The sequence below is a fragment of the Pseudonocardia charpentierae genome (assembly GCF_031845345.1).
Taxonomy (GTDB): Bacteria; Actinomycetota; Actinomycetes; order Mycobacteriales; family Pseudonocardiaceae; genus Pseudonocardia; species Pseudonocardia charpentierae.
Map to the genome: position 1 here is coordinate 1 of NZ_JAVREJ010000040.1, position 26,835 is coordinate 26,835.

Below are 26,835 nucleotides of genomic sequence, written 5' to 3' on the forward strand. Positions count from 1 at the left end.
GGGACGCCGCGCCAGATCCCGTTGCCGCGGCGGGCGCCCGGCCAGTCGGCGCCGGACGCCGGGCCGATGCGACGGCGGTCCGACGCGCGCTCGGGCCGTCCGGCCTCCGCGGCCGAGTCCGACGCGGCTCCGGAGGGGTTCGCGATGCCCACCGTCCTCGGGCAGGCATGGGCGCAGGACCCGGGCACGCTCCGTCGTCTTCTCGCCGGTCTTCGCAGGATGGCCTGACGAAAGAATCACGATGAGTAGTCATCGCACTCGGACGAGTGGCGAAATCGCCAAAATTGGTAGGTCAGTTCAACGCACCGCAAGCAGCGGGTTACGCTGAGCATCCCCGATACACCGCCGACCGCCTCGCCCTTCCCCCGAGCGAGGGGTCGGCCCGCTGGAGGCAGCACCATGAGCAACATCGATCACACCCTCGACATGGCGGCCAACATCAAGGGCGCTTTCGCGGTCGCCATCGTCGACTACGAGAGCGGGATGACCCTCGGTTCGCGCGGCGGCAGCGCCGAGTTCGACCTCGACGTCGCGGCGCCGGGCAACAGCGAGGTGATGCGGGCCAAGCTCGACGTCATGCAGAAGCTGGGCCTGCGCAACGAGACGATCGAAGACATCCTGATCACCCTCGGCACCCAGTACCACCTGATCCGCCCGATCCAGGGCGCACCGGACGAGAAGCTGTTCCTGTACCTGGTGCTCAACAAGGCCCAGGCGAACCTCGCCATGGCCCGGCGCGACCTGCGGGTCATCGAGCAGGAGTTCTTCCTGGCGCACCCGTCGACCCCGAACGGCCGCACCGACAACCAGGCGTTCTTCCCGTCCACGGCCGGCCACCGCTGATCGACCTCGGGCTGCGGGAGCGGGCTGCGGGACGGTTCGTGGGACGCCACCGCCACGTGGTGAACGTCCGGGCCGACGGCATCGCCGTCGTGCTCGGACCACTGCTGCGTGATGAGCGGATCGTCGCCGCAGCCCTGGTGGACGTCGAGAGCGGCATGGTCCTCGACGCCTGGTCCGCCGCCGGCGCGGCGGCCGGGGCCCCGGACCTGGAACTGATCGGCGCCCAGCACGCCGAGATTGTGCGCAACGCCCTCGAGCTGCTCCGGACCTGGCCCGCGGCCGGCGGCACCGCCGGCACGTGTGAGGTCGTCCTCGGTGCGGACGACGGCTGCCGGCACCTGCTGCGCACGGTGCCCGACCCGTACGGCGACCGGCTCGCCCTGGCCGTCGTCGTGAACGGCCCGCAGCGCGTGCTGGACCGCGTCCGCAAGCGTCTGCAGGCGGTCTCGGTCGACGCGCTCACGGCCGGCCCCTCCATGACACGGCGGCCGTCCCAGGCCGGGTGGTCGTTCGACGCCCCCGCTCCGGACGTGCCCGCGCACCCCGAGCCCGGAGCCGGCCTGGTCACGGCCGGCCCGACGTCCGGCTCCCGGTCGCCCATCGAGGCAGGGCCGCCGGGCTTGCCGGCCCAGCGTCGCCCGTCGCCCGGCCCGTTCGGAGCGGCTGCGGCGACGAGAGAGGCACCGGGAGGCCTGCCGCGGCCTGCTCCGCCGGTGGCGGCCCCGCCGACCTCCCGGTCCGACGTCTCCGGGCCGTCGCACTCCTCCGGCCCCGCGGGCGGCGGCGCGTTCGCCTCGGCCGGCTTCCGGCCGATCGTGATCCCCGCCGACGCGCCCCCGCCGCGGGCTCCGACCGGCGCCGACGAGCCGCGGCCGCCGTCGCCGCCCGCGGCGCTGCCGGCACCCGCCCCACCCCGCTCTCCGCGTCCCTGACGGACGCCGAGTACGGGTGCGCCGGAAAACCGTCGCCCCCGGGCTCTAGGCTCGGGGAGACCGTTTCCGCGTCGCCCTCCTGGAGGCCCCCGTGTCCGCGCCCGCTGTCCGTCCCGCGTCCGCCCCCGTCCGGGTGCCCGCAGGGACCACGGCGGGCACCGCCGTGCGGGAGGCGGGGCTGCCGTCCACCGGCCCCGAGGCCGTCGTCGTGGTCCGCGACGCCGATGGCGTGCTTCGCGACCTCGCCTGGGCTCCCGAGGCCGACGCCGAGGTCGAGCCGGTCGCCGCCGACACCGAGGCCGGGCGCAGCGTCATCCGGCACTCCGCCGCACACGTGCTCGCCCAGGCCGTCCAGCAGCTGCACCCCGACGCGAAGCTCGGCATTGGCCCGCCCGTCACGGACGGCTTCTACTACGACTTCGACGTCGCGCAGCCGTTCACGCCGGACGACCTGACCAAGCTCGAGTCGACGATGAAGAAGATCATCAAGTCCGGTCAGCGGTTCTCCCGCCGCCGCTACGACTCGTTGGACGAGGCCCGCAAGGAGCTGGCCGACGAGCCGTACAAGCTGGAGCTGATCGATCTCAAGGGCGGGGGCGCGCCAGAGTCCGACTCCGCGTCCGACTCCGCGTCCGACTCCGCGTCCGACTCCGCGCTCTCCGACGGGGAGGTCATGGAGGTCGACGCCTCCGGCGAGCTCACCGCGTACGACAACCTGCACGCGCACACCGGCGTCGTCGTGTGGAGCGACCTGTGCCGCGGCCCGCACGTGCCGACCACGCGCTTCATCCCCGCGTTCAAGCTGATGCGCACCGCGGCCGCGTACTGGCGGGGGAACGAGAAGAACCCGCAGCTGCAGCGCGTCTACGGCACGGCATGGGAGAGCCAGGAGGCGCTCGACGCGCACCTGCACCGGATCGCGGAGGCCGAGCGGCGCGATCACCGGCGTCTGGGCGCCGAGCTGGACCTGTTCTCGTTCCCGGACGAGATCGGCTCGGGGCTCGCGGTGTTCCACCCGAAGGGCGGGGTCGTCCGCAAGGAGCTGGAGGACTACAGCCGCCGCCGCCACGAGGAGGCGGGCTACGAGTTCGTCAACACCCCGCACATCACCAAGGGCCAGCTGTTCGAGACCTCCGGCCACCTCGCCTGGTACGCCGAGGGCATGTACCCGCCCATGCAGCTCGACGCGGAGCTGAACGCCGACGGCACGGTCCGCAAGCCGGGGCAGGACTACTACCTCAAGCCGATGAACTGCCCCATGCACAACCTGATCTACCGGTCGCGCGGGCGCAGCTACCGGGAGCTGCCGCTGCGGCTGTTCGAGTTCGGCAGCGTGTACCGCTACGAGAAGTCGGGCGTGGTGCACGGCCTCACCCGGGCACGCGGGTTCACCCAGGACGACGCGCACATCTACTGCACCCGTGAGCAGATGCAGGGCGAGATCCGCTCCCTGCTGCAGTTCGTGCTCGACCTGCTGCGCGACTACGGCCTCGACGAGTTCTATCTGGAGCTGTCCACCCGCAACCCGGAGAAGTCGATCGGCAGCGACGAGGACTGGGAGCTGGCCACGAACGCGCTGCGCGAGGCGGCCGAGGCGTCGGGCCTGGAGCTGGTGCTCGACCCGGGCGGCGCCGCGTTCTACGCGCCGAAGATCAGCGTGCAGGCCAAGGACGCCATCGGGCGCACCTGGCAGCTCTCGACGATCCAGGTCGACCTGATGGAGCCGGGCCTGTTCGGTCTGGAGTACACCGCGTCCGACGGCTCCCGCCAGGAGCCGATCATGATCCACCGGGCGCTGTTCGGGTCGATCGAGCGGTTCTTCGGCATCCTCACCGAGCACTACGCGGGCGCCTTCCCGGCGTGGCTCGCGCCGGTCCAGGCCGTCGCGATCTCGGTGACGGACGAGCAGGTGCCGTTCGTCGAGGGCGTCGCCGCGGCGTTGAGGGCGCAGGGCATCCGGGTCGCGGTCGACGCCTCCGACGACCGCATGCAGAAGAAGATCCGCACCCACACGCTGCAGAAGGTGCCGTTCCTGCTGCTCGCCGGCGGGCGCGATGCCGAGGCGGGCGCGGTGAGCTTCCGGTTCCGCGACGGGTCGCAGCTCAACGGCGTCCCGGTGGAGTCGGCCGTCGCCACGCTGGTCGACTGGGTCCGCCGACGCGTGAACACCTCGCCGAACGCCGAGGTCTTCACCGCCCCGGGCGGCGTGCCTGCGGCGGCCCGTTAGCGGCCACCTAGGATCGAACCCGTGGCGGACGTGGCGGGACCTCCGGAGACGACGGAGCCCGCCGCGGACACGGGGGAGCCGGTGCTGGAGCCGTGTGACGGGGTCGGCACCCCGGACCGGTTCCGCCGGCTCTGGACCCCGCACCGGCTCGCCTACATCACCTCGGCGACGGCGGAAGCCGAGCAGGGATGCCCGTTCTGCCGGATCCCGACGCTGGCCGACGACGACGGCCTGGTCGTCGCCCGCGGCGCGACCGTGTACGCGGTGCTCAACCTCCACCCGTACAACCCGGGTCACCTGATGGTCGTGCCGTACCGGCACGTGGCGGGGCTCGAAGACCTCGACGAGGCCGAGTCCGCGGAGCTGATGACCGTCACGCGCACGGCACTGCGGGCGCTCCGCGCGGTGGCCGCGCCGCACGCGTTCAACGTGGGGCTCAACCTCGGCGCCGTGGCGGGCGGCTCGCTGGCCGACCACCTGCACCAGCACGTCGTGCCCCGCTGGGGCGGCGATTCCAACTTCATCGCGGTGATCGGGCAGACCAAGGTCATCCCGCAGCTGCTCTCGGAGACGCGCCGACTGCTCGCCGAGGCCTGGCCGGATGCGGCGCGGGAAGAGGCGGACGCGCGCGGGCGCACCGGGACGACACAGGTCACCGAGCCCTAGCCAGGGCAGAACGGTCGCCGGCACCGACGCCGGACTACCCTGGAACACCCACCGCACGGCACCGAGCAGGAGTCGATGCTCAACCTCTTCGCGCGATCGCACGTCAGCCGGATCACCACCCCGATCGGGCGGTGGCTGGTGGCTCGCGGCGTGTCCCCGGACGCGGTCACGGTCGCCGGGACCGTCGGCACCGCGGCTGCCGCCGTCTGGTTCATCCCGCGCGGCCAGCTGTTCCTCGGTGCGCTCCTGGTCACGGTCTTCGTGCTCTTCGACATGATCGACGGCGCGATGGCCCGCGCCCGCGGATTCAGCACGCCGTTCGGCGCGGTGCTCGACTCCGTGTGCGACCGCATCGCGGACGGCGTGCTCTTCGCCGCGATCGCCTGGTGGTGTCTGTCCAGCGGGCAGGACGAGCTCGGCGTGGCCGCCCTGATCTGTCTGGTCGCCGGCCAGGTCATCTCCTACATCAAGGCGCGCGCCGAGGGGGCCGGGCTGACTGCCGACGGCGGCCTGGTCGAGCGGCCCGAGCGTCTGATCGCGTCGCTGGTCGGCGTGGGCTTCGAAGGTCTGGGCATCCCGTTCTCGCTGGCCACCGGACTGTGGCTGCTCGCGGCGGCCTCGGTGTGGACGGTCGGGCAGCGGATCGCCGCCGTGCACCGCTCGGCGCGCGAGGTGGCCGAGGCCAAGACGCGAGGGACGGCGACGTGACCGCACCGGGCGGGCCAGCCGCGGCAACAGATGCGGGCCAGGCGACCGGAGCCTCGCCGGAGGCCGCCGGGCCGGACCGGGCACATCCTGCCCGTGAACATCCTGCCCGTGAACATCCTGCCCGTGAACATCCTGCCCGTGAACATCCTGTGCTGCCGCAGACCCCGCCCGGATCCGCGACCTGGCGGGCCGCCTCGCTCCGCACTCAGGGCTTCGTCTCGCTGCGCGGCCAGCGGGCCGCCGCCCGGAGCAGGTGGACCGCGGCACTGGCCGGGCGCCGCGCCCCCGACCTCGCTGGTGCCGTGACCGACGCCGGCTTCGCGACGGGCTGGCGGTTGGTCCGAGGGCTGCCCGAGCCGGTTGCCCGCCATGCCTTCCGGCTCGGCGCGGACCTCGCCGCCCGCCGCGACGGCCCCGGAGCGCACCGGCTGCGGGTGAACCTGCACCGGGTCGTCCCCGACGCCACACCGGACGAGCTCGACGCGCTGGTCCGCGCCGGCCTGCGCAGCTACGCCCGCTACTGGTGCGAGGCCTTCCGGCTGCCCGCCATGGACCGCGCCGCGGTGCTCGCCCGGATGGACCCGCACGTGACCGGCATGGCGCCGATGTTCGAGGCGCTGCAGCAGGGCCGCGGCGTCGTCGCCGCGCTGCCGCACAGCGGGAACTGGGATCTCGCGGGGCTGTGGTTCGTCGAGACCCAGCGCCGGATGGGCCGTCCCGCCCGGTTCACCACGGTCGTCGAGCGTCTGCGTCCGGAGTCGCTGTACCGCCGCTTCGTGGCCTACCGCGAAAGCCTCGGCTTCGAGGTGCTGGCCGTGGGCGACGGGCCGGTCGTCTACCGGACGCTCACGCAGCGCCTGCGCGAGGGCGGGCTCGTCTGCCTGGTGGCCGACCGCGACCTCAGCGCCTCGGGTCTCGAGGTCTCGTTCTTCGGCGAGCCGGCGCGGCTCCCGACGGGGCCGGCACGGCTCGCCGCACTGACCGGGGCGCTGCTCGTCCCCGCCTTCCCGTCGTTCACCCCGGACGGCTGGGCCGCCGCGATGGGCGACCCGATCCCGGTGCCCGAGCGCGGCGGCCGCGACGACGTCGCGAAGGCGACACAGGCCCTGGCGGACGCCCTGGCGTCGTTGATCGCCACCGCCCCGCACGACTGGCACATGCTGCAGCGGGTGTGGAGCGCGGACCTGCAGGACCGTGGCCGATGAGCGAGCTTGCGAGCGAATCATGGTCGCAGCGCGGCGGTCGGGTTCTCCGGATCGGGATCGTCTGCCCGTACTCGTTGGACGTGCCGGGCGGCGTGCAGTCGCACGTCCTCGACCTCGCCCGCGCGTTGATCGCTCTCGGCCACTCGGTGTCCGTCCTCGCCCCGGCGGACGACGACCGGCCGGACGGCGAGCCGCCGCTGCCCGCGTTCGTCACGCCCGCGGGCCGGGCGATGAGCGTGCCGTACAACGGCTCCGTCGCGCGGATCACGTTCGGGCCCCTCTCCTACGCCCGCGTCCGGCGCTGGCTCGCCGACCACACCTTCGACGTCCTGCACCTGCACGAGCCCGGCACGTTCAGCCTGTCGTCGCTGGCGTTGTTCGAGGCCGAGGGGCCGATCGTCGCGACGTTCCACACCTCCACCGAGCGGTCGCGCGCGACGCTGGTGTTCGCCCGCCCGATCAACGCGTTGATGGAGAAGGTGACGGCGCGGATCGCGGTGTCCCCGATGGCGCGCCGCGTGCAGGTCGAGCACCTGGGCGGCGACGCCGTGGAGATCCCGAACGGCGTCGACGTGTCGCTGTTCGCCACTGGTCCGCTGCTGCCGGGTTACCCGCGCGAGGGGCACACGGTCGGGTTCCTCGGCCGGTTCGGCGAGCCGCGCAAGGGGATGGCGGTGCTGCTCGAGGCGCTGCGCCTGCTCGTGCCGCAGCGCCCGGACCTGCGGCTGCTCGTGGTCGGACGGGGCGACCCGGACGCGCTGCGGCGGGAGGCGGGCCCGGAGCTCGGGGAGCGGCTCGACATCCTCGGCGGCGTCGACGACGTGACGAAGGCGGCGGCACTGCGCTCCATGGACGTCTACTGCGCGCCCAACACCGGCGGCGAGAGCTTCGGGATGGTCCTGACCGAGGCGATGGCCGCGGGCACGGCGGTACTGGCCAGCGACCTCGGGGCGTTCCGGGCCGTGCTGCAGGGCGACGACGGTTCGACCGACGCCGGTTCGGGCAGCGACGGGCCGGGTACCGCGGCGGGCGTGCTGTTCCCGACCGGGCGAGCCCGGCCGCTCGCCTCGGCGTTGGCCGCGCTGCTCGACGACCCACAGCGCCGGGCGGCCCTCGGCGCCGCGGCGCAGGCCCGCGCGGCCGCGTTCGACTGGCCCGTGGTCGCCGCGGACGTGCTGCGGGTCTACCGCGCCGCCATCGCCGCCGACCCCCGCCGGGTGCCCGGCCGGACCGTGGCGAGCACCCGGTGACGGCACCCAACCTCGGCACGCTGGTGCCCGCGCTCACGCCCACGGGATGGGCGATCGTCGTCGTGGCGCTGCTGCTCGTCGCGGTCGTGACGTGGATCTGCGTGGTCCGGGCCCGCAGGCTGGACCGGCTGCACCGGCGGACCGACGCCGCCCGCGCAGGTCTCGCGGACGCGCTGGACCGGCGCGGCGACCTCGCGCTGCAGGTGGCCGACGCGCTGGCCGTGGCTCCGGCCGTGCCGGGCGCCGCGTCCGACGCCGCGGTGCTGCGGGCCGCGGCGCACGACGCCCTCGACGCCTGCCGCGCGGCACTGCGGTGCGCGGGTGCGGGCCTCGACCCCTGCGAGGCGGCGGAGAACACCCTCACGCGCCGGCTCGCCGGCCTCGACCGCGGAGCGCTCGCCCCCGGGCTCGTGGCCGAACTCGGCGACGTCGAGCAGTCCGTCGTGATCGCCCGGCGCGTGCACAACGACGCCGTCCGCGACACCCTGGACCTGCGGTCGCGTCGGCTCGTGCGGTGGCTGCGGCTCGCCGGCACCGCCCCGCCCCCGGTGTACTTCGAGATCGCCGATCCCCAGCTGTGGCGACCGACTCCGGACCCCTCCGCATCCGCCGCCGCAGGGACGGCGACGGGTCCGACCGGCTGACGTACCATCGGCAAGCTGGGCTCTGACCGGCAGGAATCGTCGGTACGACCGAGCTGTTGAACCGGGCAACCAGTCCGACGGCGCCCGTGTCGTGGCGCGCAGGCCGGAGTCCGCCTGCCCCGCCCGGGGCGTTCCGAGATCCGAGAGGGAACACCGTGTCGCTCGACCAGAATCCGTCCGCAGCCGCCCAGCTGGGCACCTCGCGCGTGAAGCGCGGGATGGCCGAGATGCTCAAGGGTGGCGTGATCATGGACGTGGTCACGCCCGAGCAGGCGAAGATCGCCGAGGACGCCGGTGCGGTCGCGGTCATGGCGCTGGAGCGCGTGCCCGCCGACATCCGGGCGCAGGGCGGCGTGGCACGGATGAGCGACCCCGACATGGTCGCGGGGATCGTCGAGGCGGTCTCGATCCCGGTGATGGCCAAGGCCCGGATCGGGCACTTCGTCGAGGCGCAGGTGCTGCAGTCGATCGGCGTCGACTACGTCGACGAGTCCGAGGTGCTCACCCCGGCGGACGAGGCGCACCACATCGACAAGTGGGCGTTCACCGTGCCCTTCGTCTGCGGCGCGACCAACCTCGGTGAGGCCCTGCGGCGCATCGCCGAGGGGGCGGCGATGATCCGGTCCAAGGGCGAGGCCGGCACCGGGAACGTCGTCGAGGCGACCCGGCACATGCGCTCGATCCGCACGGAGATCCGCCGGTTGGGCACGCTGGACGAGGCCGAGCTCTACGTCGCGGCCAAGGAGCTGCGCGCCCCATTCGACGTGGTGGCCGAGGTGGCGCGGGCCGGCAAGCTGCCGGTGGTGCTGTTCACCGCGGGCGGCATCGCGACCCCGGCGGATGCCGCGATGATGATGCAGCTGGGAGCCGAGGGCGTGTTCGTCGGCTCGGGCATCTTCAAGTCCGGCGACCCGGCCCGGCGTGCCGAGGCCATCGTCAAGGCCACCACCTTCCACGACGACCCCGACGTGATCGCGAAGGTCTCCCGCGGGCTCGGCGAGGCGATGGTGGGGATCAACCTCTCCGAGCTGCCGGCCGCGCAGCGGTATGCCGACCGCGGCTGGTGACACCGCGTACCACACCGGTTCCGTGAGGTCGACCGGTTCGGGCCGTCTTTCGTCCCCGAGAGAGTTACTGGCCCGGCCGGAGTAACCGCTTCCCCCTAACGTCCGCAGTCGCCCGAAGACGGCGACGCGAGGGGAGAGCGATGAGGCTTCCGACGTGCACGACCCGTCGGTTGACGACCGTGAGCGGGTTGCTCGCGATGGCACTGGTCGCCGGAGCCGCCCCGGCGGTGGCCGCGCCGCCGCCCGGCTGCGTCGGCGTGCAGGCGGCCAGGGACGGTGGCGGGACGTTCGGCCGGCTGTGGGCGGCGTTGGGGGTGGCGGTGACGGTGGACGCGCAGGGCGGCGCCCGCCGAGCGCCCGCTGCGGTCTGCCCGCCCGCCCCGCGCCGGTCGAACGGCGAGGCGAACAGCGCGGCCGCCCTGCACCACTGGGGCGAGCCCACGCGCGCCGACGAGTTCGACGGCACCTCCCTCGGACCCGCGTGGAACGTCTACGACGGTCCCGGCCACGGCGGCAAGGGGCGCCGCACCCCGGACGCGGTCGGCGTCCGTGACGGGATCCTGACCATCACGGGCGACCCGAAGGGCAACACCGCGGGCATGGAGTGGGGTGGCGGGCAGCGCTACGGCCGCTGGGAGGGCCGGGTGCGCGCTCCAGCGAGCGACCCCACGTACAACGCCCTGCTGCTGCTGTGGCCCGACGCCGAGAACTTCCCGGTCGGCGGGGAGATCGACTTCATGGAGATGATGGACCACACCCGGCAGAAGACCAACGTCTTCCTGCACTACGGGAAGAGCAACAAACAGGTCTCCGGCAGCGTGCTCGCCGACGCCACGCAGTGGCACAACTGGGCCGTCGAATGGACCCCGACCCACGTCGCGACGTTCCTCGACGGCAAGGAGTGGTGGCGCACGGAGCGCGCGGAGATCCTCCCGCCGGGGCCGATGCACCTGTGCATCCAGCTCGACTGGTTCCCGAAGTCGAGCCGCAGCAGGGTGCAGACCTCGACGATGCAGGTCGACTGGGTGAAGCAGTACGCGGTGACCCCCGAGAAGGAAGGCCCGGAGAAGCAGGGCCGGGGCACCCGCCGCTGACCGGGCGTACCCGAACGCAGAACTCAGGTACCTCAGCGCGCAACTCGCCCCCCACCCCGCGAGTTGCGCGTTCGCGCCCGGCGAGTCGCGCGGCACGGCGAGTCTTGCATCTGTGCACGCGAGTCGTGCGCTCGTGTACGGAGCGTGTGGCTCTCCTGATTCCGCTTGACGGGGACGCGCCCGTGGTCCGGGATGATCGGGTGCGCTCCCCGTTCCGTTCCGTCCACCGCGACGACCTCCGCGACGCCCTCGCCCTGGTCGCGGCCATCGCCGTCGTCGGGGCCTCCTTCGGCGCCCTCGCCGCGGCAGGCGGCGTGCCGCCTCTGATGATCGTCGCGATGTCCGTGCTGGTGTTCGCCGGCGGCGCGCAGTTCCTGGTCGTCGCCGTGGTCACCTCCGGCGGGAGCGTGGTGGCGGCGGTCGTCGCGGGCATCCTGCTGAACGTGCGGCTCCTGCCGTTCGGTTTGGCGGTGGGCGACACGGTCGGAGGTGGGTGGCGCGCCCGGCTGGTCGGCGCCCAGCTGGTCACGGACGAGACCGTGGCGTTCTCCCGCGCGCGCCCGTCGGGTGCCCGTGCGCGGTCGGCGTTCTGGGTGTGCGGAATCCTGCTCTACAGCGCGTGGAACCTGGGCACGGTGGCGGGGATGCTCGCCGGAGCGGCGGTGCCGGACCCCGCCGCGTTCGGGGTCGACGCCGCGTTCCCCGCGGGCCTGCTGGCCCTGCTCCTGCCCGGGCTGCGGCGCCGTGACGCCCGGCGGGTCGCACCCACGGCCGCCGGGCTCGCGCTGCTGGCGGCGCCGGTGCTGCCGGCGGGACTGCCCGTGCTCGCCGGGCTGCTGGGGCTGTTCGCCGCGGGACCGCCTCCCGAGCCGGCGGACCCGCCGACGTCCGATGTCCCTCCTTCCGACCCGCCGCCGGCCTCGCCCGGGACCGACCGGTGACCTGGACCGCGCTGCTCGTCCTGGCCGCCGCCACCTACTCCTTGCGCGTCGCCGGGCTCGTCCTGCGCGACCGGCTCCGTCTGCCGGCCCGCGTCGAGCGCTACGTCGACCTCGGCGCGACCGCCCTGCTCGTCGCCCTGGTCACCGTCAGCACGCTCGCCGACGGCGACGCCTTCGCGGGCTGGGCCCGGCCGGTGGGGGTCCTGACGGGCGCCCTGGCGGCGTGGCGGCGCGCGCCGTTCGTCCTCGTCGTGCTGCTCGCGGCGGGGACGACGGCGGGCCTGCGCGCGCTCGGGGTGCCGTGATCAGCCGCTCGGCGCCACCTCGTACCGCGCCCGCCTGCGGGTGAACGACGCCGTGCCCGACGTCATCGCGCGCAGGTCGACCGCGTAGCGCACGAGTTCGGTGCACGGCACCTCGGCCCGGACGACGGTCCGCCCGGGGCCCGCGACGTCCGTGCCCAGCACGCGGCCACGCCGTCCCGACAGGTCGCCCAGCACCGAGCCGAGGTGGTCGTCCGGGATCGTCACGGCCACTTCGTCGAGCGGTTCGAGCAGCACCGTCCCGCACGTCTGGCCCGCCTCGCGCAGCGCCAGCGCGCCCGCGGTCTGGAACGCGGCGTCCGACGAGTCGACGCTGTGCGCCTTGCCGTCCACTAGCGTCGCCCGCACGTCGACCACCGGGTGGTGCTCGTCGGTCAGCCCCCGCTCGAGCTGGGTGCGGATGCCCTTCTCGACGCTCGGGATGAACTGCGTCGGCACCGCGCCGCCGACCACGTGGGAGACGAACTCGAACCCCGACCCGCGAGGCAGCGGCTCGAACTCGACGTGGCACACGGCGTACTGGCCGTGCCCGCCCGACTGCTTGACGTGCCGCCCCGTCACCCGCGCGGGGTTGCGGATCGTGGCCCGCAGCGGCACCTTGACCGGCTCGGTGTCGACCTCGGCGCCACTCGCCCGCAGCCGCGACAGCACGACGTCGGCATGCGCCTCACCCATGCACCACAGCACCGTCTGGTGGGTCTCCGGGTTGCGTTCGAGCCGCAGCGTCGGGTCCGCCGCGACGAGCCGGGTCAGCGACCGGCCCAGCGCGTCTTCGTCGGCGCGGCTGCGGGCGACGACCGCGACCGGCAGCAGCGGGTCGGGCAGGTTCCAGCACGACAGCAGCAGCGGGTCCGACGCCGAGGAGACGGTGTCGCCGGTCTCCGCGGTGCCGAGCTTGGTCAACGCGGCGATGTCCCCGGCGACGCACATGTCGACCTCGCGCAGTTGCGCGCCCAGCGGGACGTAGACGTGGGCGAGCCGTTCGTCGGCGTCGTGGCCGCCGTCGTCAGAGGCGTCGCCGTCGGCCGGGACGGGCCGCGGCACGTGCCCGCTGACGTGCACGGACGTCTCCGGACGAAGCGTTCCGGAGAAGACCCGCACCAGCGAGACCCGGCCGACGTAGGCGTCGGCCGACGTGCGCACGACCTCGGCCGCGAGCGGCCCGTCCGGGTCCGCCGTCAGCGTGGGCCGCGCCGAGCCGTCGATGCCGGAGACGCGGGGGAGCGGGTGCTCCAGCGGCGAGGGGAAGCCGCGAACCATCCCGTCGAGCAGGGCCTCCAGTCCGACCCCTGACGTGGCGCACACCGGCAGGACGGGGTGGAAGGAGCCGCGGGCGACGGCGGTCTCCAGATCCTCGATGAGGATCTCGGTGTCGATCTCCTCGCCCTCGAGGTAGCGCTCCATGAGCGTCTCGTCCTCGGACTGCTCGATGATCCCCTCGAGCAGGGTGGCGCGGGCGTCGTCGGCGTCGGCAGGCGCGGCGCCCGCAGGGGTCTGGGTGATCAGTCCGTAGAGTCCGGTCATCGCCTCGCCGTCACGCAGCGGAAGGTAGAGCGGGGCGACACCGGCACCGAAGACGTCCTGACAGGCGGCGATCGTGGCCTCGACGTCGGCGCGCGGATGGTCGCAGCGGGAGACGACGACGGCACGCGGCATCCCGACCGCTGCACACTCTTCCCACTGGGTGACCGTGGCGGGATCGATGGCGCCTTCGCGGCCGGCGGAGGAGGGCACGACGAACAGGGCGGCGTCCGCGGCCCGCAACCCCGCGCGCAGTTCGCCGACGAAGTCGCCGTAGCCGGGGGTGTCGATCAGGTTGATCTTGGTGTCGCCCTGCATCAGGGGAGCGACGGCCAGCGCGACCGAGCGCTGCTGGCGGACGGCCGCGGGATCGTGGTCGCAGACTGTGGCGCCGTCACCGACGCTGCCTGCCCGGGGGATCGTGCCGGTGTGTGCGAGGAGGGCCTCGACCAGAGTGGTCTTCCCTGCCCCTGACGGTCCGACGAGGACGACGTTGCGGATCCGGGCCGGGTCGAGCACCGTCGGTGCGGTCCCCCCTGCTCCCGCTCCCGCGCGCGACCCTGCCCTGCCTGATCTGACGGTCATGGACGACCACCTCCGCGCCGCTGCGTGTGCCCTCGATCACACACCCGCATGGGCCGCCCCACAACCCCCGAAGGGCCCTGACCGGGCACGCCGTTCGTGGTCCACCGGCGGCGGTAGATTCCCGCCGTGCCCGTCCCCGGACCCGGATATGCCATCACCGCCCGCGTCGAGGTGCCGGCCTCGGCGAGCGCAGCGGGCGACCTCACCGTCGCGATCGGGCAGGTCGGAGGTGTGGTGACCGCGTTGGACGTCGTGGAGTCGCACACCGCGACGCTCGTCGTCGACATCAGCTGCAACGCGCTGAACGAGGACCACGGGCGTGAGATCACCGAGGCGCTCGACGCGCTGGCGGGGGTGCAGGTCCGCAAGGTCTCGGACCGGACGTTCCTGCTGCATCTGGGCGGCAAGCTGGAGGTGCAGTCGAAGGTCGCGCTGCGGACCCGCGACGACCTCTCCCGCGCCTACACCCCGGGGGTGGCGCGGGTCTGCCAGGCCATCGCCGCCAACCCCGACGACGCGCGACGACTCACGATCAAGCGCAACACCGTCGCGGTCGTCACCGACGGCTCGGCCGTGCTCGGGCTGGGCAACCTCGGCGCCGCCGCGGCCATGCCGGTGATGGAGGGCAAGGCCGCGCTGTTCAAGCGGTTCGGCGGCGTCGACGCGTGGCCGGTCTGCCTCGACACCCAGGACACCGAGGAGATCATCCGGACGGTCCAGATCCTCGCTCCGGGCTACGGCGGGATCAACCTCGAGGACATCGCCGCGCCGCGCTGTTTCGAGATCGAGTCGCGGCTGCGGGAGCTGCTCGACATCCCGGTGTTCCACGACGACCAGCACGGCACGGCGGTCGTCGTGCTCGGCGCGCTGCGCAACGCGCTGCGGGTGGTGGGCAAGGACCTGACCGACTGCAAGATCGTCGTCTGCGGTGCCGGTGCGGCCGGGTCGGCGATCATCCGCCTGCTGGAGTCGTCCAAGCCGGGCGACGTGCTGGCGGTGGACGTCGACGGGATCGTGCACCCGGGCCGTCCCGGGCTCGACGACAACCTCGCGTGGCTGGCCGAGCACACGAACTCGGCACACGTCACCGGCACGCTGGCCGACGCGCTCGTCGGGGCGGACGTGTTCATCGGGGTGTCGGCACCCAACCTCTTCGGCGCGGCCGAACTGGAGACGATGGCGGACCGGGCGATCGTGTTCGCGCTGGCGAACCCGGACCCGGAGATCGACCCGGCGATCGCGGCTCGGCACGCCGCCGTCGTCGCCACCGGACGGTCCGACTACCCGAACCAGATCAACAACGTGCTCGCGTTCCCCGGCATCTTCCGCGGGCTGCTCGACGCGCAGGCCCGCGACATCACCGATGCGATGCTGCTCGCGGCCTCGGCGGCCATCGCGGACGTGGTGGCCGAGCCCAACCCGTCGTTCATCGTCCCGAGCGTCTTCGACCCGGCGGTGGCCAAGGCGGTCGCGGAGGCGGTGCGGGGCGCGGCCCGGGTGGTGCACGCGTAGGCGTCCCTATCCTGGAGACATGTCCCCGGTGATCGGCGTCCTGGCGCTGCAGGGCGACGTCCGCGAGCACGTCGCCGCCGTGTCGTCGTGCGGCCTGCGGGCCGTGCCGGTGCGCCGCCCGGCGGAACTGGACGCGGTCGACGCGCTGATCATCCCCGGTGGCGAGTCGACGACGATGAGCCGGCTGCTGACGACGTTCGACCTGCTGGAACCGGTGCGCGCCCGGATCAGGGACGGCATGCCGGCCTACGGCTCGTGCGCCGGGATGATCCTGCTCGCCGCCGAGATCCTGGACGGGCGGCCGGACCAGGAGCAGCTCGGCGGCCTCGACGTCGTGGTGCGGCGCAACGCCTTCGGTCGGCAGGTCGACTCGTTCGAGGCGGACCTGCAGGTCGACGGCGTTCCGGGCGGCCCCGTGCGCGCGGTGTTCATCCGGGCGCCGTGGGTGGAGAAGGTCGGCGCATCGGTCGAGGTCCTGGCCACGGTGCCGCCCTTGACGCTGACGGGCACGGATGCCGGCGCGGCGGCGGGCCGCGCGGTGGCGGTGCGGCAGGGGGCGGTGCTGGCGACGTCGTTCCACCCGGAGATCACGGGCGACCTGCGGGTGCATGCGCTGTTCTGCGGGATGGTGCGGGAGGCGGCGGGCTGAGCCGGCTCTGCGACGTCGCCCCCTCCGGTGTCGCTGATGGTCCGTCGCTGATCCTCCCGGTGCGCCGTCGGTGTCAGCATGGTGGCTTTGCTGCGGTCGGAGTGCAGCAAAGCCACCATGCTGCATTCGGCTGGATCGCTTAAGACGTGCGAACGGCCCGAACCGCGGGACGGGGTCGGAGCGCGGCATGCTGGTAGGCACTGCAGAGTTCGCGCAGTACGTCATCCGGCGCCACATGCAGGCGCGTGGGTTGGGTCGGTAGCACCGGGATGCCCGCCGCCGTGAAGAGCGCTGTCTTCTCCTGCTCGCGTGCGTACGCCTCAGGATTGAGGTGCCACATGTAGGAGTTGATCTCCCATGCAAACGCGATCTCGTCGAACCACGCGTCGGCGACTCCGAGCAAGGTGCCACCGGAGTCGAATACTGCAGCGTTCCACCAGGGCTCGGGCAGCCCGGAGCGTCGCCACAGCCGCTGCGCGTCGCGTTCGGCCGCGGAGCGGATGCCGGTGCTCACCGCTGTGAGAACCCGACGAGGTGTGGCGGATCCGCGGCGATTGCACTCCGCCAACTCGGCCGACAACTGCGCGACCGTGCACAACGCGCGCTGTACCGGGTCGGCGAGCATCTCGGTGATGTCGCGGGCATCGCGCATCCGTCGTACCGCGTCCACGACGGCCCGCGGGACCGGGGCGAGCGGCAGCCCGTCGCGCACAACCGCCGGGGGCATCCGCTCGGAGCGTTCGACCTCAATCCACGCGGTGCAGCGCACCTGCCTCGTGTGGGGGACAAGGATCTGGATCGTCGGCCCGGGGCCGGGTCCACGCCGAACGCCGTGGCGCCGCGCGGCGTGTACGCCGGTCACGATCGAGCCGGGGCCGCCGTGCAACAGCGCCGCGGTGATTCGTTGATCGACAGACGGCAGTCCGGTCGAGAGCAGCACGATTCCCGGAGCGAGGCGTTGCCATGGGCCACCGTCCCGGCATCGGTGTACACCGTCCTCTCCGGAACGCCGAGATCGACCAGCGCCCGTGCGGAGATGACGCCACGGTTCGAGGCGTCGTGGAGTTCGTGACGACGGACAACCGCGAAACCTCGAGCCACGACAGCAGCCTCGGCGAGGCTTCGCGGCGGTGGTGGCGAACGGCGGAATCGTGTGCACCTGCGAATTGGGGTCGGCCGTCGAGTGCAGCATGGTGGCTTTGCTGCACTCGGACCGCAGCAAAGCCACCATGCTGCGGTCTCCCGGCGCCCACGCCCGGCCCGCCGACCCGCGACCTCCTCGCCCACCGCCGCACCGCGCAGCCCGACCACGCCACCGCGCGTCGTCGCAGGCCGACGCCACGGCCCGTCGCCGCCCCTCGGTAGGATCGAGGGGATCTGTGCACCAAGGAGGACATCATGAGCGGCCACTCCAAGTGGGCGACGACCAAGCACAAGAAGGCCGTCATCGACGCCCGCCGCGGCAAGATGTTCGCCAAGCTGATCAAGAACATCGAGGTGGCCGCGCGCACCGGCGGCGGTGACCCCGACGGCAACCCCACGCTCTTCGACGCCATCCAGAAGGCCAAGAAGAGCTCGGTCCCCAACGACAACATCGACCGCGCGGTCAAGCGCGGGTCGGGCGCCGACGCGGGTGGGGCCGACTACCAGACCATCACCTACGAGGGCTACGGCCCGAACGGCGTGGCGGTCCTCGTCGAGTGCCTCACCGACAACCGCAACCGGGCCGCCACCGAGGTCCGCCTGGCGATGACCCGCAACGGCGGCACGATGGCCGACCCCGGATCGGTGGCCTACCTGTTCACCCGCAAGGGCGTGGTGATCGTCCCGAAGGGCGACCTCACCGAGGACGACCTGCTGCTCGCGGTCCTCGACGCCGGCGCCGAGGAGGTCAACGACCTGGGCGACAGCTTCGAGGTCGTCTCCGAGGCCACCGACCTCATCCCCGTCCGCACCGCGCTGCGCGACGCCGGGATCGAGTACGACTCCGCAGACCCCACGTTCCTGCCCTCGATGCAGGTCCCGCTCGACGCCGAGGGCGCCCGCAAGGTCTTCAAGCTGATCGACGCGCTCGAGGACAGCGACGAGGTGCAGAACGTCTACTCCAACTTCGACGTCAGCGACAAGGTGCTGGAAGAGGTCAACGCGTAGATCGCGGATTCCTACTCGAGGACGCCGTGCTCGCGGAGGAAGGCCATGAGGTCGACCCCTGACGACGTCACCGCCTGCGCGCCCGCGGCCCGCGCCTCGGCGCCGTGCTCGCGGTTGGCGCGCCCACTGGTGAACATGAGCAGCGGGGTGTCGTCACCATTGGCGCGGAGCGCCCGCGCCAGGTCGAGGCCCGCGGTCGTCCGGTAGCTCCCGTCCTCCCGGCGCCCCATGTCGCTGATCACGGCGCCGTAGTCGCGGCCGCTCGCGAGCGCCAGGCCCTCGGCCGTGGTCCGGGCGGTGTCCACGCGTACGCCTGCGGTCATCAGCTGGTCGATGAAGAGCGCGTTGTTCTCCGGCCGGTCGTCGACCCACAGCACCGCGGCCGGCCGCTTCTCCCGCGGCCTGTCCGGCGGGCCGCCCGTCACCTGGCGCCGCAGGTCGTCGAGCTGGCGCCGCAGGTCGAGGACGACCTCGTTCTGCTGCTCGCGGAACTTGCCGAGCGTCACCCGCTGGCCGCCGACCTCGATCGTCACGTCTTCGCGCTCGCTGCCCGACCGCAGCAGCCCTGCCAGCGGCCGGGCGAACAGCACCAGTCCGAGCAGAACGACGACGGGCCAGGCCAGGTCCGCGATGGAGGACAGGAGCTCCGGCACCGCGCCATGATGTCGGGCGGTCCGGGACGGGTGCCTGTCGCCCCACCGGGAACTGTCGGTGCCCGGTCCTAGACTCTCGAACCGATGAGCCCCGCCACACGTACCCCAGCCAAGAAGCCTGCAGCCCCGGCCCCGGTGACGCACCCGGTGGGCGAGCGCCGGCTGCTCCTGCTCGACGGCCACTCGCTGGCCTACCGGGCGTTCTTCGCCCTGCCCGCGGAGAACTTCCGCACCGGCACCGGACAGACCACGAACGCCGTCTACGGCTTCACGGCCATGCTCATCAACCTCATCCGCGACGAGGCGCCCACGCACGTCGCCGTGGCCTTCGACGTCTCGCGGACCACCTTCCGCTCCGAGCGGTTCTCCGACTACAAGGCCAACCGGAGCTCGACGCCCGACGACTTCCGCGGGCAGGTCGACCTCATCAAGGACGTCCTGACGGCGCTGGCCATCCCGTTCTTCGCGGTCGACAACTACGAGGCCGACGACATCATCGCCACCCTCGCCACCCAGGCCGAGGCGCAGGGCTACCGGGTGCTCGTCACCACGGGCGACCGCGACGCGTTCCAGCTGATCAGCGACAACGTGACGGTGCTCTACCCGACACGCGGCGTCTCCGAGCTCGGCCGGATCGACCCGGACGCGGTGATGACCCGCTACGGGCTCACGCCCGCGCAGTACCCGGACTTCGCGGCGCTGCGCGGCGACCCCAGCGACAACCTGCCCAGCATCCCGGGCGTCGGCGAGAAGACGGCCGCCAAGTGGGTGCGTGAGTTCGGCTCGCTCGAGGCGCTCACGGACCGGGTGGACGAGGTGAAGGGCAAGGCGGGCGACGCCCTGCGCGCGAACCTCGCGCACGTGCTGCTGAACCGCCAGCTGACCGAGCTGATCCGCGACGTCCAACTCGAGGCGACCCCGGACGACCTCGTGGCCCGGCCGTGGGACCGCGAAGCCGTGCACCGGTTGTTCGACGAGCTCGAGTTCCGGGTGCTGCGCGAGCGCCTGTTCGCCACGCTCACCAGCGCCGAGCCGGAGGCGGAAGAGGGCTTCGACGTCGAGGGCGGCGCGCTCGAACCCGGCACCGTGCGGGCCTGGCTCGACGCGAACGCCCGCGACGGACGCCGGGTCGGGCTCTTCGTGCACGGGCAGCTGGGCACCTGGGCGGGCCGCGACGTCGAGGGGATCGCCTTGGCCGCCGGCGAGCCGTCGCTGGAGGCCCGCGCGGCCGGGGCGTCGGCCGGTGCCGCACAGGCGGCCTACCTCGACGTGCGCACGTTGCTGCCGGACGACGAGGCGGCGCTGGGGGAGTGGCTCGCCGACGAGTCCGTGCCCAAGGCCGCGCACGACGTCAAGGCGGCGCTGCACGGCCTGCGCGCCCGCGGCTGGGTGCTCCGGGGGCTGACCAGCGACACCGCGCTCGCGGCGTACCTGGCGCGGCCGGGGCAGCGCAGCTTCGACCTGGCCGACCTCGCGCTGCGCTACCTGCGCCGGGAGCTGCGGGCCGAGAGCGAGCCGGAGAACGGCCAGCTCTCGCTCCTGGGCGGGGAGGAGGAGGCCGACTCCGCGCGCGCCCAGGCCCAGGTCGTGTCGGCCTCCGCGGTGGCCGAGCTGGCCGACGCGCTGGACGCCGAGCTGGCCAAGCTGGGCGGCACGCGTCTCCTGGCCGAGCTGGAGCTGCCCCTCCTGCTCGTCCTCGCCGACCTCGAGACCGCGGGGATCGCGGTCGACCACGACGCCCTGTCGGCGCTCGAGGCCGAGTTCGCCGCCCAGGTCAAGCAGGCCGCCCAGGACGCGTACGGCGTGATCGGCAAGGAGATCAACCTCGGCTCGCCCAAGCAGCTGCAGGTCGTGCTGTTCGACGAGCTCAGCATGCCCAAGACCAAGCGCACCAAGACCGGCTACACCACGGACGCGGACGCGCTGCAGACCCTGTTCGAGCAGACCGGGCACGAGTTCCTGTCGCACCTGCTGGTGCACCGCGACGCGACCCGGCTCAAGGTCACCGTGGAGGGGCTGCTCAAGTCCGTCGCGGACGACGGCCGCATCCACACCACGTACAGCCAGACGATCGCCGCCACCGGGCGGCTGTCGTCGACGGAGCCGAACCTGCAGAACGTGCCGATCCGCACGGCGGCGGGGCGGCGGATCCGCGACACGTTCGTCGTCGGCCGTGATGCTGAAGGCTCCGCATACGCGGAGCTGATGACGGCCGACTACAGCCAGATCGAGATGCGCATCATGGCGCACCTCTCGGGCGACGCCGCGCTGATCGAGGCCTTCCGCAGCCACCACGACTTCCACGCCGAGACCGCCGCGCGGGTCTTCGGCGTCGACGCCGCCGAGGTCGGGCCCGAGCGGCGGGCGAAGATCAAGGCGATGAACTACGGCCTGGCGTACGGGCTCTCGGCGTTCGGGCTGAGCAATCAGCTGCGGATCTCCACCGAGGAGGCCCGCGGGCTGATGGACGACTACTTCCAGACGTTCGGCGGCGTGCGCGACTACCTCGGCGGTGTCGTCGACCAGGCCCGCAAGGACGGCTACACCGAGACGATCCTCGGCCGCCGCCGCTACCTGCCCGACCTCACCACCGACAACCGCCAGCGTCGCGAGATGGCCGAGCGGATGGCGCTCAACGCCCCGATCCAGGGCAGCGCGGCCGACATCATCAAGGTCGCGATGCTCAACGTGCACCGCGCGCTCACCGCCGAGGACCTGCGCAGCCGGATGCTCCTGCAGGTCCACGACGAGCTGGTGCTCGAGGTCGCGCACGGCGAGCGCGACGCCGTGGAGGCGCTGGTGCGCCGGGAGATGGGCGCCGCGTACGCGCTGTCGGTGCCGCTGGAGGTGTCGGTGGGCTACGGACGCAGCTGGGACCAGGCCGCGCACTGACGCGCCGAACCCGCTCGACACCGGCGCTCGGGACGGCCGACGATGCCCGGGTGCGGCCCCTCGCGTGGAACGACCCGCTGCCCGCCCGCCCCCGTCGGATCCTCGTTGCCGGAACGTCCGGTGCGGGGAAGACCACGGTCGCCGTCGCCCTCGCCGACCGGCTCGGGATTCCGCACACCGACATCGACGGGCTCTACCACGGCCCTGGGTGGGTGCCGCGGCCCGAGTTCGCCGACGACGTCGCCGCCCTCGTCGTGGGGGAGGAGTGGGTCACGGAGTGGCAGTACTCCGCGGTCCGCCCGCTCCTGCTCGCGCGCGCAGATCTGCTGGTCTGGCTCGACCTCACCCGCGCCGCGGTGATGCGCCAGATCGTGCCGCGCACGCTCAGCCGGCGGCTGCGCCGCGTCGAGCTGTGGAACGGCAACGTCGAACCGCCGCTGTGGACGATCCTGACCCGGCGCGACCACATCCTGCGCTGGGCCTGGCGCACCCACCCCAAGACCCCGGACCGTGTCCGGCAGGTGCTCGCCTCCGCCGATCCGCCGGCCGTGGTGCGGCTGCGCACCCGCCGCGAGATCCACGCCTGGCTCGACGGCCCCGTCGCCAGGCTCGCCGCCTCCCGCTGATCCGCACCCACCGACAACCGCGCGAGTCCGTTACGCCCCGGCGCGCGAACCACCCGCCGTGAACGCGCGAGTCGGCACGTTCGGGCGAGCGAATGTCACCTTCGGGGCACTTCGATCTTGCCCCGGATCACACATTCGCGCTGCCAAAGGTGCCGACTCGCGGAGGCTCAGGCCGGCACCGGGGCCGGGGCGGCGGTTCGAGGACGCGCAGCACGGCCGGCCCGCGGCGCAGCAGGCCGTCGTCCAGCGCCGCGCACCGCACCCCGCTGCGTCCACGGAGCGCGCGGAAGGCGCCCGGGCCGAGGACGACGTCCATCCAGCGACAGGGGTTCGCCGGTCGATGGGCCCGGAACCGGACCGGGCCGTCGCCGGAGTCGAGGCTGAACACGGCGCCGGTCCCGCCGCGGACGGCGGCGAGAGCGTCGACGGCGAAACCGCGCAGGACGATGTTGCGCCGCGTGAGCAGAGCGTCCGGAACCGAGGGCCACTCCAGTTCGGTGGCGACGGCCTCGAGGGCCTCGGCCGCGAACACCGTCACCGCGGCGTTGCGGTGCGCCGCGTGCCCGGCGTAGCGGTCGCCGACGATGCCGTGCCCGGCCAGGATCTCGATCCGCTCGCGGGCGTCGACCGTCGGGTCGCCCCGCGGGCCGTCGGCGGGCCGGCCCTCGTACGCGTGTACCGGCGAGGCCAGCAGTGCCACGATCTGCACCTCGACGATCACGCCGTCGACTGTAAGCGCTGCGCACCGGCGACACCGACGCCTGGCGACGCCGCTGCGGCGCGTCCCGGAAGTCACCGCCGCACCCACCGGTAGCCTCCCCGTCGAACGGCTGTTCGCTCGGCAGGACGGAGATCGCGGGTGCGGGTGCTCGGCGTCGACCCGGGACTGACCCGGTGCGGGCTTGGCGTGGTCGACGGCGGAGGAGCCCAGGGCGGCCGTGAGGTCCGCTTCGTCGCGGTCGACGTCGTCCGCACGCCGACCGACGCACCGCTGGCGACCCGCCTGCTCGGCGTCGGCGACGAGGTCGAGCGGTGGATCGCGGTGCACCGGCCGGACGTCGTCGCCGTCGAGCGCGTGTTCAGCCAGCACAACGTCCGCACGGTCATGGGCACCGCGCAGGCCAGCGGGGTGGTGGCGCTGCTCGCGGCCCGTGCCGGGCTGCCCGTCGCCTTCCACACCCCGAGCGAGGTGAAGGCCGCCGTCACCGGCGAGGGACGAGCAGGCAAGGAGCAGGTCGCGGCCATGGTGACGCGTCTGCTCGGGCTCGCCGAGGCGCCCCGCTCGGCCGACGCCGCCGACGCTCTCGCGCTGGCGATCTGCCACTGCTGGCGGGCCCCGATGCTGGACCGCATGGCCCAGGCCCGCGAGCGTTCGGCGGAGCTCGCCCGCCACCACCGGGCCCGGCTCGCCGCGGCGGCAGCGGAGGCGGCGGCGCGGCGCACCGCTCTCGGCGGCGGCGCACTGGGCGGTGCCGGCCGATGAGCCCGCGACAGCGCGCGGCGTCCCGGGCGGCGCTCGGGTCAGAACCTGCGCGCGACCCGGCAGGGCGCGCGACGTGGACCGACGGGAGATGGACCGCATGATCGCGGCCGTGCGCGGTGAGGTGCTGGAGATCGGGCTGGACCACGCCGTCGTCGAGGTGGGCGGGGCCGGGCTGGCGGTGCACGCCACACCCGCGACGCTCGCCGGGCTGCGGCGGGGGGAGCAGGCGCGGCTCGCGACATCGCTCATCGTCCGTGAAGACTCGCTGACGCTCTTCGGCTTCGCCGACGCCGAGGAACGCGACCTGTTCACGCTGCTGCAGACGGTCAGCGGTGTCGGCCCGAGGCTCGCACTGGCCACGCTCGCCGTGCTCGACCCGGACGCGCTGCGCCGCGCCCTGGCCGACGGCGACGCGACTGCGCTGACCCGCGTGCCGGGGATCGGCCGCAAGGGCGCCGAGCGGATGGTCCTGGAACTGCGCGACAAGGTCGTCGCCCCCGCGCCCGCCCCGAGCGCGCCCGCGTCGGCGAGCAGCGCGCGCGACCAGGTGGTGGAGGCCCTGCTCGGCCTGGGCTTTCCCGCTAAGGCGGCTGAGCAGGCGGTGGACGCCGTGCTGGCCGAGAACGGCGCCGCCTCCGCGTCGGCGGCGCTGCGGGCCGCGCTGAGCCACCTCGGGCACTCCCGGTGACCGAGCCCGTGACGGGCGCGGCCGCCCAGCCCGACGACCTCGACATCGAGGCCACGCTGCGGCCGCGCCGGCTCGCCGAGTTCGTGGGCCAGCCGCGGGTCCGCGAGCAGCTCGAACTGGTGCTCGAGGCGTCGCGGCGCCGTGGCGACCCGCCCGACCACATCCTGCTCTCCGGGCCGCCCGGGCTGGGCAAGACCAGCCTCGCGATGATCGTCGCCGTCGAGCTGGGCGCCGCCATCCGGCTCACCAGCGGCCCGGCCCTGGAGCGCGCGGGCGATCTCGCGGCCATGCTGTCGAACCTGGTGCCCGGCGACGTGCTGTTCATCGACGAGATCCACCGCATCGCGCGCCCCGCCGAGGAGATGCTCTACCTCGCGATGGAGGACTTCCGGGTCGACGTCGTGGTCGGCAAGGGCCCGGGAGCGACGAGCATCCCGCTCGACATCGCACCGTTCACCCTGGTCGGCGCCACCACCCGCTCGGGGGCGCTGACCGGCCCGCTGCGCGACCGGTTCGGCTTCACCGCGCACATGGAGTTCTACGAGCCCGCCGAGCTGGAGCGGGTGCTGCGCCGGGCGGCGCTGATCCTCGGGGTCGACCTGCGGCCCGACGGCGCCGAGGAGATCGCCGGCCGCTCCCGCGGCACGCCGCGCATCGCCAACCGGCTGCTGCGCCGCGTCCGCGACTTCGCCGAGGTCCGGGCGGACGGCGCCGTGACCCGCGAGGTGGCCCGGGCCGCGCTGACCGTCTACGACGTCGACGAGCTCGGCCTCGACCGCCTCGACCGCGCCGTGCTGAGCGCGCTCGTGCGCGGGTTCGGCGGCGGCCCGGTCGGGGTGTCGACGCTGGCTGTGGCGGTGGGCGAGGATCCCGGTACCGTCGAAGAGGTCTGCGAGCCGTTCCTGGTGCGGGCCGGAATGCTGGCGCGCACCCCACGGGGGCGGGTGGCGACGGCGGCGGCTTGGGCGCACCTCGGGGTGCCGGCGCCGCCCGACGTCCTCGGCACCCCGCCTGCTCTGTTCTGACGGGTCGGCTGGCAGACTCGCCCCACCGACACGCGGAAGACGACGGAGATCATGGAATCACTCGGCGGCCTGCTGTTCCCCCTGCTCATCCTCCTGCTGTTCATCCCGATCTTCCTGTCGGGGCGCAAGCAGCGCCGGCAGATGCAGGAGCAGCAGAAGCTCCAGTCGGCTCTGCAGATCGGTGACGTGGTCACCACCACCTCCGGGCTGCGCGGCACGGTGGTCGACGTCGCCTACGAGGACACCATCGACCTGGAGATCGCCGACGGCGTGGTCACCACCTGGCTGCGCGCCGCCGTGCGCGAGCGGGTGCTCGACTCCTCCGCGTCGGACGCCCCGACCTCGGAGATCCCTGCCTCGGACGACACGGTGTCCGACACCCCGCCGTCGGGCACGCCCGCCGTCGCCGCCGACCACCCCGCTCTGGACGGTTCGGTCGGCACCGGAGCGCGGGTGGACGCCGAGTCGGCGCCGACGGCCGACGCCCCGCGCGACGCGAACGGCACCTCCCGCGCGTAGCACCGCGCGCCCGTAGCACCGGCGGGCCCTCGACGGGCTCCGCAGATCCGGGACACGCAGATCCGGGACTGACGCAGGAAGAGAGACCGTGGCATCCACCCCCGGGCGCATCCGGCCCTGGCGTCACCTGGCGGCGTTCGCCGGGATCATCGTCGCGCTGTACGCGCTGGTGTTCTTCACCGGCGACAAGCCCACGCCCAAGCTCGGCATCGACCTGCAGGGCGGCACCCGGGTCACGCTCACGGCGCGCACGGAGTCGGGTGGCGAGCCGCCGCGCGAGCAGCTCCTGCAGGCGCAGACGATCATCGAGCAGCGCGTGAACGGGCTGGGTGTGAGCGGCGCCGAGGTCCTCCTCGACGGCACGAACATCACCATCACGGTGCCGGGCGAGGAGGGCGACCAGGCCCGGTCGCTCGGGCAGACGGCCCAGCTGCGGTTCCGCGAGGTCGTCGGCGGTCCTGTCGCGGCGGACCCCGCCGCTCCCGTGGACCCCGCGGCCCCGGCTCCGGGAGGCCCGTCGACCGGCGACACGCCGTCCACCGTCTCGCCGACCGGGGCTCCGTCCGACGCCACGTCGGATCCCACCCCGGATCCCACCCCGGTTCCCACCCCGGATCCCACCCCGGATCCC

At 73.5% G+C, this 26,835-nt stretch carries 26 protein-coding genes and 1 pseudogene; 23 read left to right on the forward strand and 4 right to left on the reverse strand.

Annotation, left to right across the window (positions count from 1 at the left end; genetic code table 11):
• From RM445_RS29655 to RM445_RS29715, 13 genes are all read left to right on the forward strand, one after another.
• Positions 1–228: hypothetical protein (locus RM445_RS29655; RefSeq protein ID WP_311560174.1), on the forward strand; the 228-nt coding region annotated here is incomplete at its 5' end.
• A gap of 171 nt (positions 229–399) precedes the next feature.
• Positions 400–843: a hypothetical protein gene (locus RM445_RS29660; protein ID WP_311560175.1), complete on the forward strand. Its 444-nt coding sequence runs from the start codon at positions 400–402 to the stop codon at positions 841–843.
• A gap of 38 nt (positions 844–881) precedes the next feature.
• Positions 882–1,775: a hypothetical protein gene (locus RM445_RS29665; RefSeq protein WP_311560176.1), complete on the forward strand. Its 894-nt coding sequence runs from the start codon at positions 882–884 to the stop codon at positions 1,773–1,775.
• 91 nt (positions 1,776–1,866) lie between these two features.
• Entirely contained in the window at positions 1,867–4,002 is a 2,136-nt protein-coding gene (thrS, locus tag RM445_RS29670) for a threonine--tRNA ligase (RefSeq protein WP_311560177.1), read from the forward strand.
• A gap of 30 nt (positions 4,003–4,032) precedes the next feature.
• Positions 4,033–4,668 (forward strand): HIT family protein, encoded by a 636-nt coding sequence (locus RM445_RS29675; RefSeq protein WP_397469433.1) that lies wholly within the window; start codon positions 4,033–4,035, stop codon positions 4,666–4,668.
• Positions 4,669–4,743: 75 nt separating this feature from the next.
• Positions 4,744–5,376, forward strand: coding sequence for a phosphatidylinositol phosphate synthase (gene pgsA, locus RM445_RS29680; RefSeq protein ID WP_311560178.1), 633 nt, complete (start codon positions 4,744–4,746; stop codon positions 5,374–5,376).
• 302 nt (positions 5,377–5,678) lie between these two features.
• On the forward strand, positions 5,679–6,581 hold the full coding sequence (locus RM445_RS29685; protein WP_397469434.1) for a phosphatidylinositol mannoside acyltransferase: 903 nt from the start codon (positions 5,679–5,681) through the stop codon (positions 6,579–6,581).
• Positions 6,578–7,831 carry a glycosyltransferase family 4 protein gene (locus tag RM445_RS29690; protein ID WP_311560180.1) on the forward strand — a complete coding sequence of 418 codons (1,254 nt, stop codon included), beginning with the start codon at positions 6,578–6,580 and terminating at the stop codon, positions 7,829–7,831. The genes RM445_RS29685 and RM445_RS29690 overlap by 4 nt, the downstream gene beginning before the upstream one ends.
• Positions 7,828–8,475 carry an NUDIX hydrolase gene (locus tag RM445_RS29695; protein ID WP_311560181.1) on the forward strand — a complete coding sequence of 216 codons (648 nt, stop codon included), beginning with the start codon at positions 7,828–7,830 and terminating at the stop codon, positions 8,473–8,475. Before RM445_RS29690 ends, RM445_RS29695 begins: the two co-directional genes overlap by 4 nt.
• Before the next feature lie 155 nt (positions 8,476–8,630).
• The gene (gene pdxS / locus RM445_RS29700; protein WP_311560182.1) at positions 8,631–9,542 is read left to right on the forward strand and encodes a pyridoxal 5'-phosphate synthase lyase subunit PdxS; all 912 of its coding nucleotides are present in this window, start codon (positions 8,631–8,633) and stop codon (positions 9,540–9,542) included.
• Positions 9,543–9,721: 179 nt separating this feature from the next.
• Entirely contained in the window at positions 9,722–10,636 is a 915-nt protein-coding gene (locus RM445_RS29705; protein WP_311560198.1) for a glycoside hydrolase family 16 protein, read from the forward strand.
• Between the two features lie 200 nt (positions 10,637–10,836).
• Entirely contained in the window at positions 10,837–11,577 is a 741-nt protein-coding gene (locus RM445_RS29710; protein WP_311560183.1) for an AzlC family ABC transporter permease, read from the forward strand.
• Positions 11,574–11,882 (forward strand): AzlD domain-containing protein, encoded by a 309-nt coding sequence (locus RM445_RS29715; protein ID WP_311560184.1) that lies wholly within the window; start codon positions 11,574–11,576, stop codon positions 11,880–11,882. Before RM445_RS29710 ends, RM445_RS29715 begins: the two co-directional genes overlap by 4 nt.
• Here RM445_RS29715 and RM445_RS29720 read toward each other — a convergent pair whose 3' ends face one another.
• A complete protein-coding gene (locus RM445_RS29720) occupies positions 11,883–14,006 on the reverse strand; it encodes an elongation factor G-like protein EF-G2 (RefSeq protein ID WP_311560185.1) in 2,124 nt (707 codons plus the stop codon).
• Between the two features lie 126 nt (positions 14,007–14,132).
• Between RM445_RS29720 and RM445_RS29725 the strand changes: the two genes are divergently transcribed.
• On the forward strand, positions 14,133–15,518 hold the full coding sequence (locus tag RM445_RS29725) for an NAD-dependent malic enzyme (RefSeq protein ID WP_311560186.1): 1,386 nt from the start codon (positions 14,133–14,135) through the stop codon (positions 15,516–15,518).
• A 19-nt stretch (positions 15,519–15,537) separates the two neighbouring features.
• The gene (gene pdxT / locus RM445_RS29730) at positions 15,538–16,167 is read left to right on the forward strand and encodes a pyridoxal 5'-phosphate synthase glutaminase subunit PdxT (protein WP_311560187.1); all 630 of its coding nucleotides are present in this window, start codon (positions 15,538–15,540) and stop codon (positions 16,165–16,167) included.
• 139 nt (positions 16,168–16,306) lie between these two features.
• Here pdxT and RM445_RS29735 read toward each other — a convergent pair whose 3' ends face one another.
• Positions 16,307–16,819, reverse strand: coding sequence for a hypothetical protein (locus RM445_RS29735; RefSeq protein ID WP_311560188.1), 513 nt, complete (start codon positions 16,817–16,819; stop codon positions 16,307–16,309).
• Between the two features lie 746 nt (positions 16,820–17,565).
• Here RM445_RS29735 and RM445_RS29740 point away from each other — a divergent pair.
• Positions 17,566–18,318 (forward strand): YebC/PmpR family DNA-binding transcriptional regulator, encoded by a 753-nt coding sequence (locus RM445_RS29740; RefSeq protein ID WP_311560189.1) that lies wholly within the window; start codon positions 17,566–17,568, stop codon positions 18,316–18,318.
• A gap of 11 nt (positions 18,319–18,329) precedes the next feature.
• On the opposite strand, the gene RM445_RS29745 is transcribed toward RM445_RS29740, so the two are convergent.
• Entirely contained in the window at positions 18,330–18,971 is a 642-nt protein-coding gene (locus RM445_RS29745; RefSeq protein ID WP_311560190.1) for a response regulator, read from the reverse strand.
• An 84-nt stretch (positions 18,972–19,055) separates the two neighbouring features.
• Between RM445_RS29745 and polA the strand changes: the two genes are divergently transcribed.
• Both polA and RM445_RS29755 read left to right on the forward strand, forming a co-directional pair.
• Positions 19,056–21,863: a DNA polymerase I gene (gene polA / locus RM445_RS29750; RefSeq protein WP_311560191.1), complete on the forward strand. Its 2,808-nt coding sequence runs from the start codon at positions 19,056–19,058 to the stop codon at positions 21,861–21,863.
• A gap of 50 nt (positions 21,864–21,913) precedes the next feature.
• Positions 21,914–22,489 (forward strand): P-loop NTPase family protein, encoded by a 576-nt coding sequence (locus RM445_RS29755; RefSeq protein WP_311560192.1) that lies wholly within the window; start codon positions 21,914–21,916, stop codon positions 22,487–22,489.
• A 127-nt stretch (positions 22,490–22,616) separates the two neighbouring features.
• Here the strand turns inward: RM445_RS29755 and RM445_RS29760 are convergent, their stop codons facing one another.
• Positions 22,617–23,210 carry an MOSC domain-containing protein gene (locus tag RM445_RS29760; protein WP_311560193.1) on the reverse strand — a complete coding sequence of 198 codons (594 nt, stop codon included), beginning with the start codon at positions 23,208–23,210 and terminating at the stop codon, positions 22,617–22,619.
• A 138-nt stretch (positions 23,211–23,348) separates the two neighbouring features.
• Between RM445_RS29760 and ruvC the strand changes: the two genes are divergently transcribed.
• The 5 genes and pseudogenes from ruvC to RM445_RS29785 all read left to right on the forward strand — a co-directional run.
• Positions 23,349–23,972 carry a crossover junction endodeoxyribonuclease RuvC gene (gene ruvC, locus RM445_RS29765; RefSeq protein WP_311560194.1) on the forward strand — a complete coding sequence of 208 codons (624 nt, stop codon included), beginning with the start codon at positions 23,349–23,351 and terminating at the stop codon, positions 23,970–23,972.
• 97 nt (positions 23,973–24,069) lie between these two features.
• On the forward strand, positions 24,070–24,660 hold the full coding sequence (gene ruvA, locus RM445_RS29770; RefSeq protein WP_311560199.1) for a Holliday junction branch migration protein RuvA: 591 nt from the start codon (positions 24,070–24,072) through the stop codon (positions 24,658–24,660).
• Positions 24,657–25,685 carry a Holliday junction branch migration DNA helicase RuvB gene (gene ruvB, locus RM445_RS29775; protein ID WP_311560195.1) on the forward strand — a complete coding sequence of 343 codons (1,029 nt, stop codon included), beginning with the start codon at positions 24,657–24,659 and terminating at the stop codon, positions 25,683–25,685. The genes ruvA and ruvB overlap by 4 nt, the downstream gene beginning before the upstream one ends.
• 51 nt (positions 25,686–25,736) lie before the next feature.
• The gene (gene yajC, locus RM445_RS29780; RefSeq protein ID WP_311560196.1) at positions 25,737–26,204 is read left to right on the forward strand and encodes a preprotein translocase subunit YajC; all 468 of its coding nucleotides are present in this window, start codon (positions 25,737–25,739) and stop codon (positions 26,202–26,204) included.
• Positions 26,205–26,292: 88 nt separating this feature from the next.
• A pseudogene (locus tag RM445_RS29785) lies at positions 26,293–26,835 on the forward strand (protein translocase subunit SecD); the annotation flags it as partial.

Excerpts from the sequence above, each read along its gene's own strand:
- RM445_RS29660 (WP_311560175.1), top strand. The coding sequence starts at position 400 with ATGAGCAACATCGATCACACCCTCGACATGGCGGCCAACATCAAGGGC.
- pgsA (WP_311560178.1), top strand. The coding sequence starts at position 4,744 with ATGCTCAACCTCTTCGCGCGATCGCACGTCAGCCGGATCACCACCCCG.
- RM445_RS29690 (WP_311560180.1), top strand. The coding sequence starts at position 6,578 with ATGAGCGAGCTTGCGAGCGAATCATGGTCGCAGCGCGGCGGTCGGGTT.
- RM445_RS29720 (WP_311560185.1), bottom strand. The coding sequence starts at position 14,006 with ATGACCGTCAGATCAGGCAGGGCAGGGTCGCGCGCGGGAGCGGGAGCA.
- pdxT (WP_311560187.1), top strand. The coding sequence starts at position 15,538 with ATGTCCCCGGTGATCGGCGTCCTGGCGCTGCAGGGCGACGTCCGCGAG.
- RM445_RS29735 (WP_311560188.1), bottom strand. The coding sequence starts at position 16,819 with ATGCGCGATGCCCGCGACATCACCGAGATGCTCGCCGACCCGGTACAG.
- RM445_RS29740 (WP_311560189.1), top strand. The coding sequence starts at position 17,566 with ATGAGCGGCCACTCCAAGTGGGCGACGACCAAGCACAAGAAGGCCGTC.
- polA (WP_311560191.1), top strand. The coding sequence starts at position 19,056 with ATGAGCCCCGCCACACGTACCCCAGCCAAGAAGCCTGCAGCCCCGGCC.
- ruvA (WP_311560199.1), top strand. The coding sequence starts at position 24,070 with ATGATCGCGGCCGTGCGCGGTGAGGTGCTGGAGATCGGGCTGGACCAC.
- yajC (WP_311560196.1), top strand. The coding sequence starts at position 25,737 with ATGGAATCACTCGGCGGCCTGCTGTTCCCCCTGCTCATCCTCCTGCTG.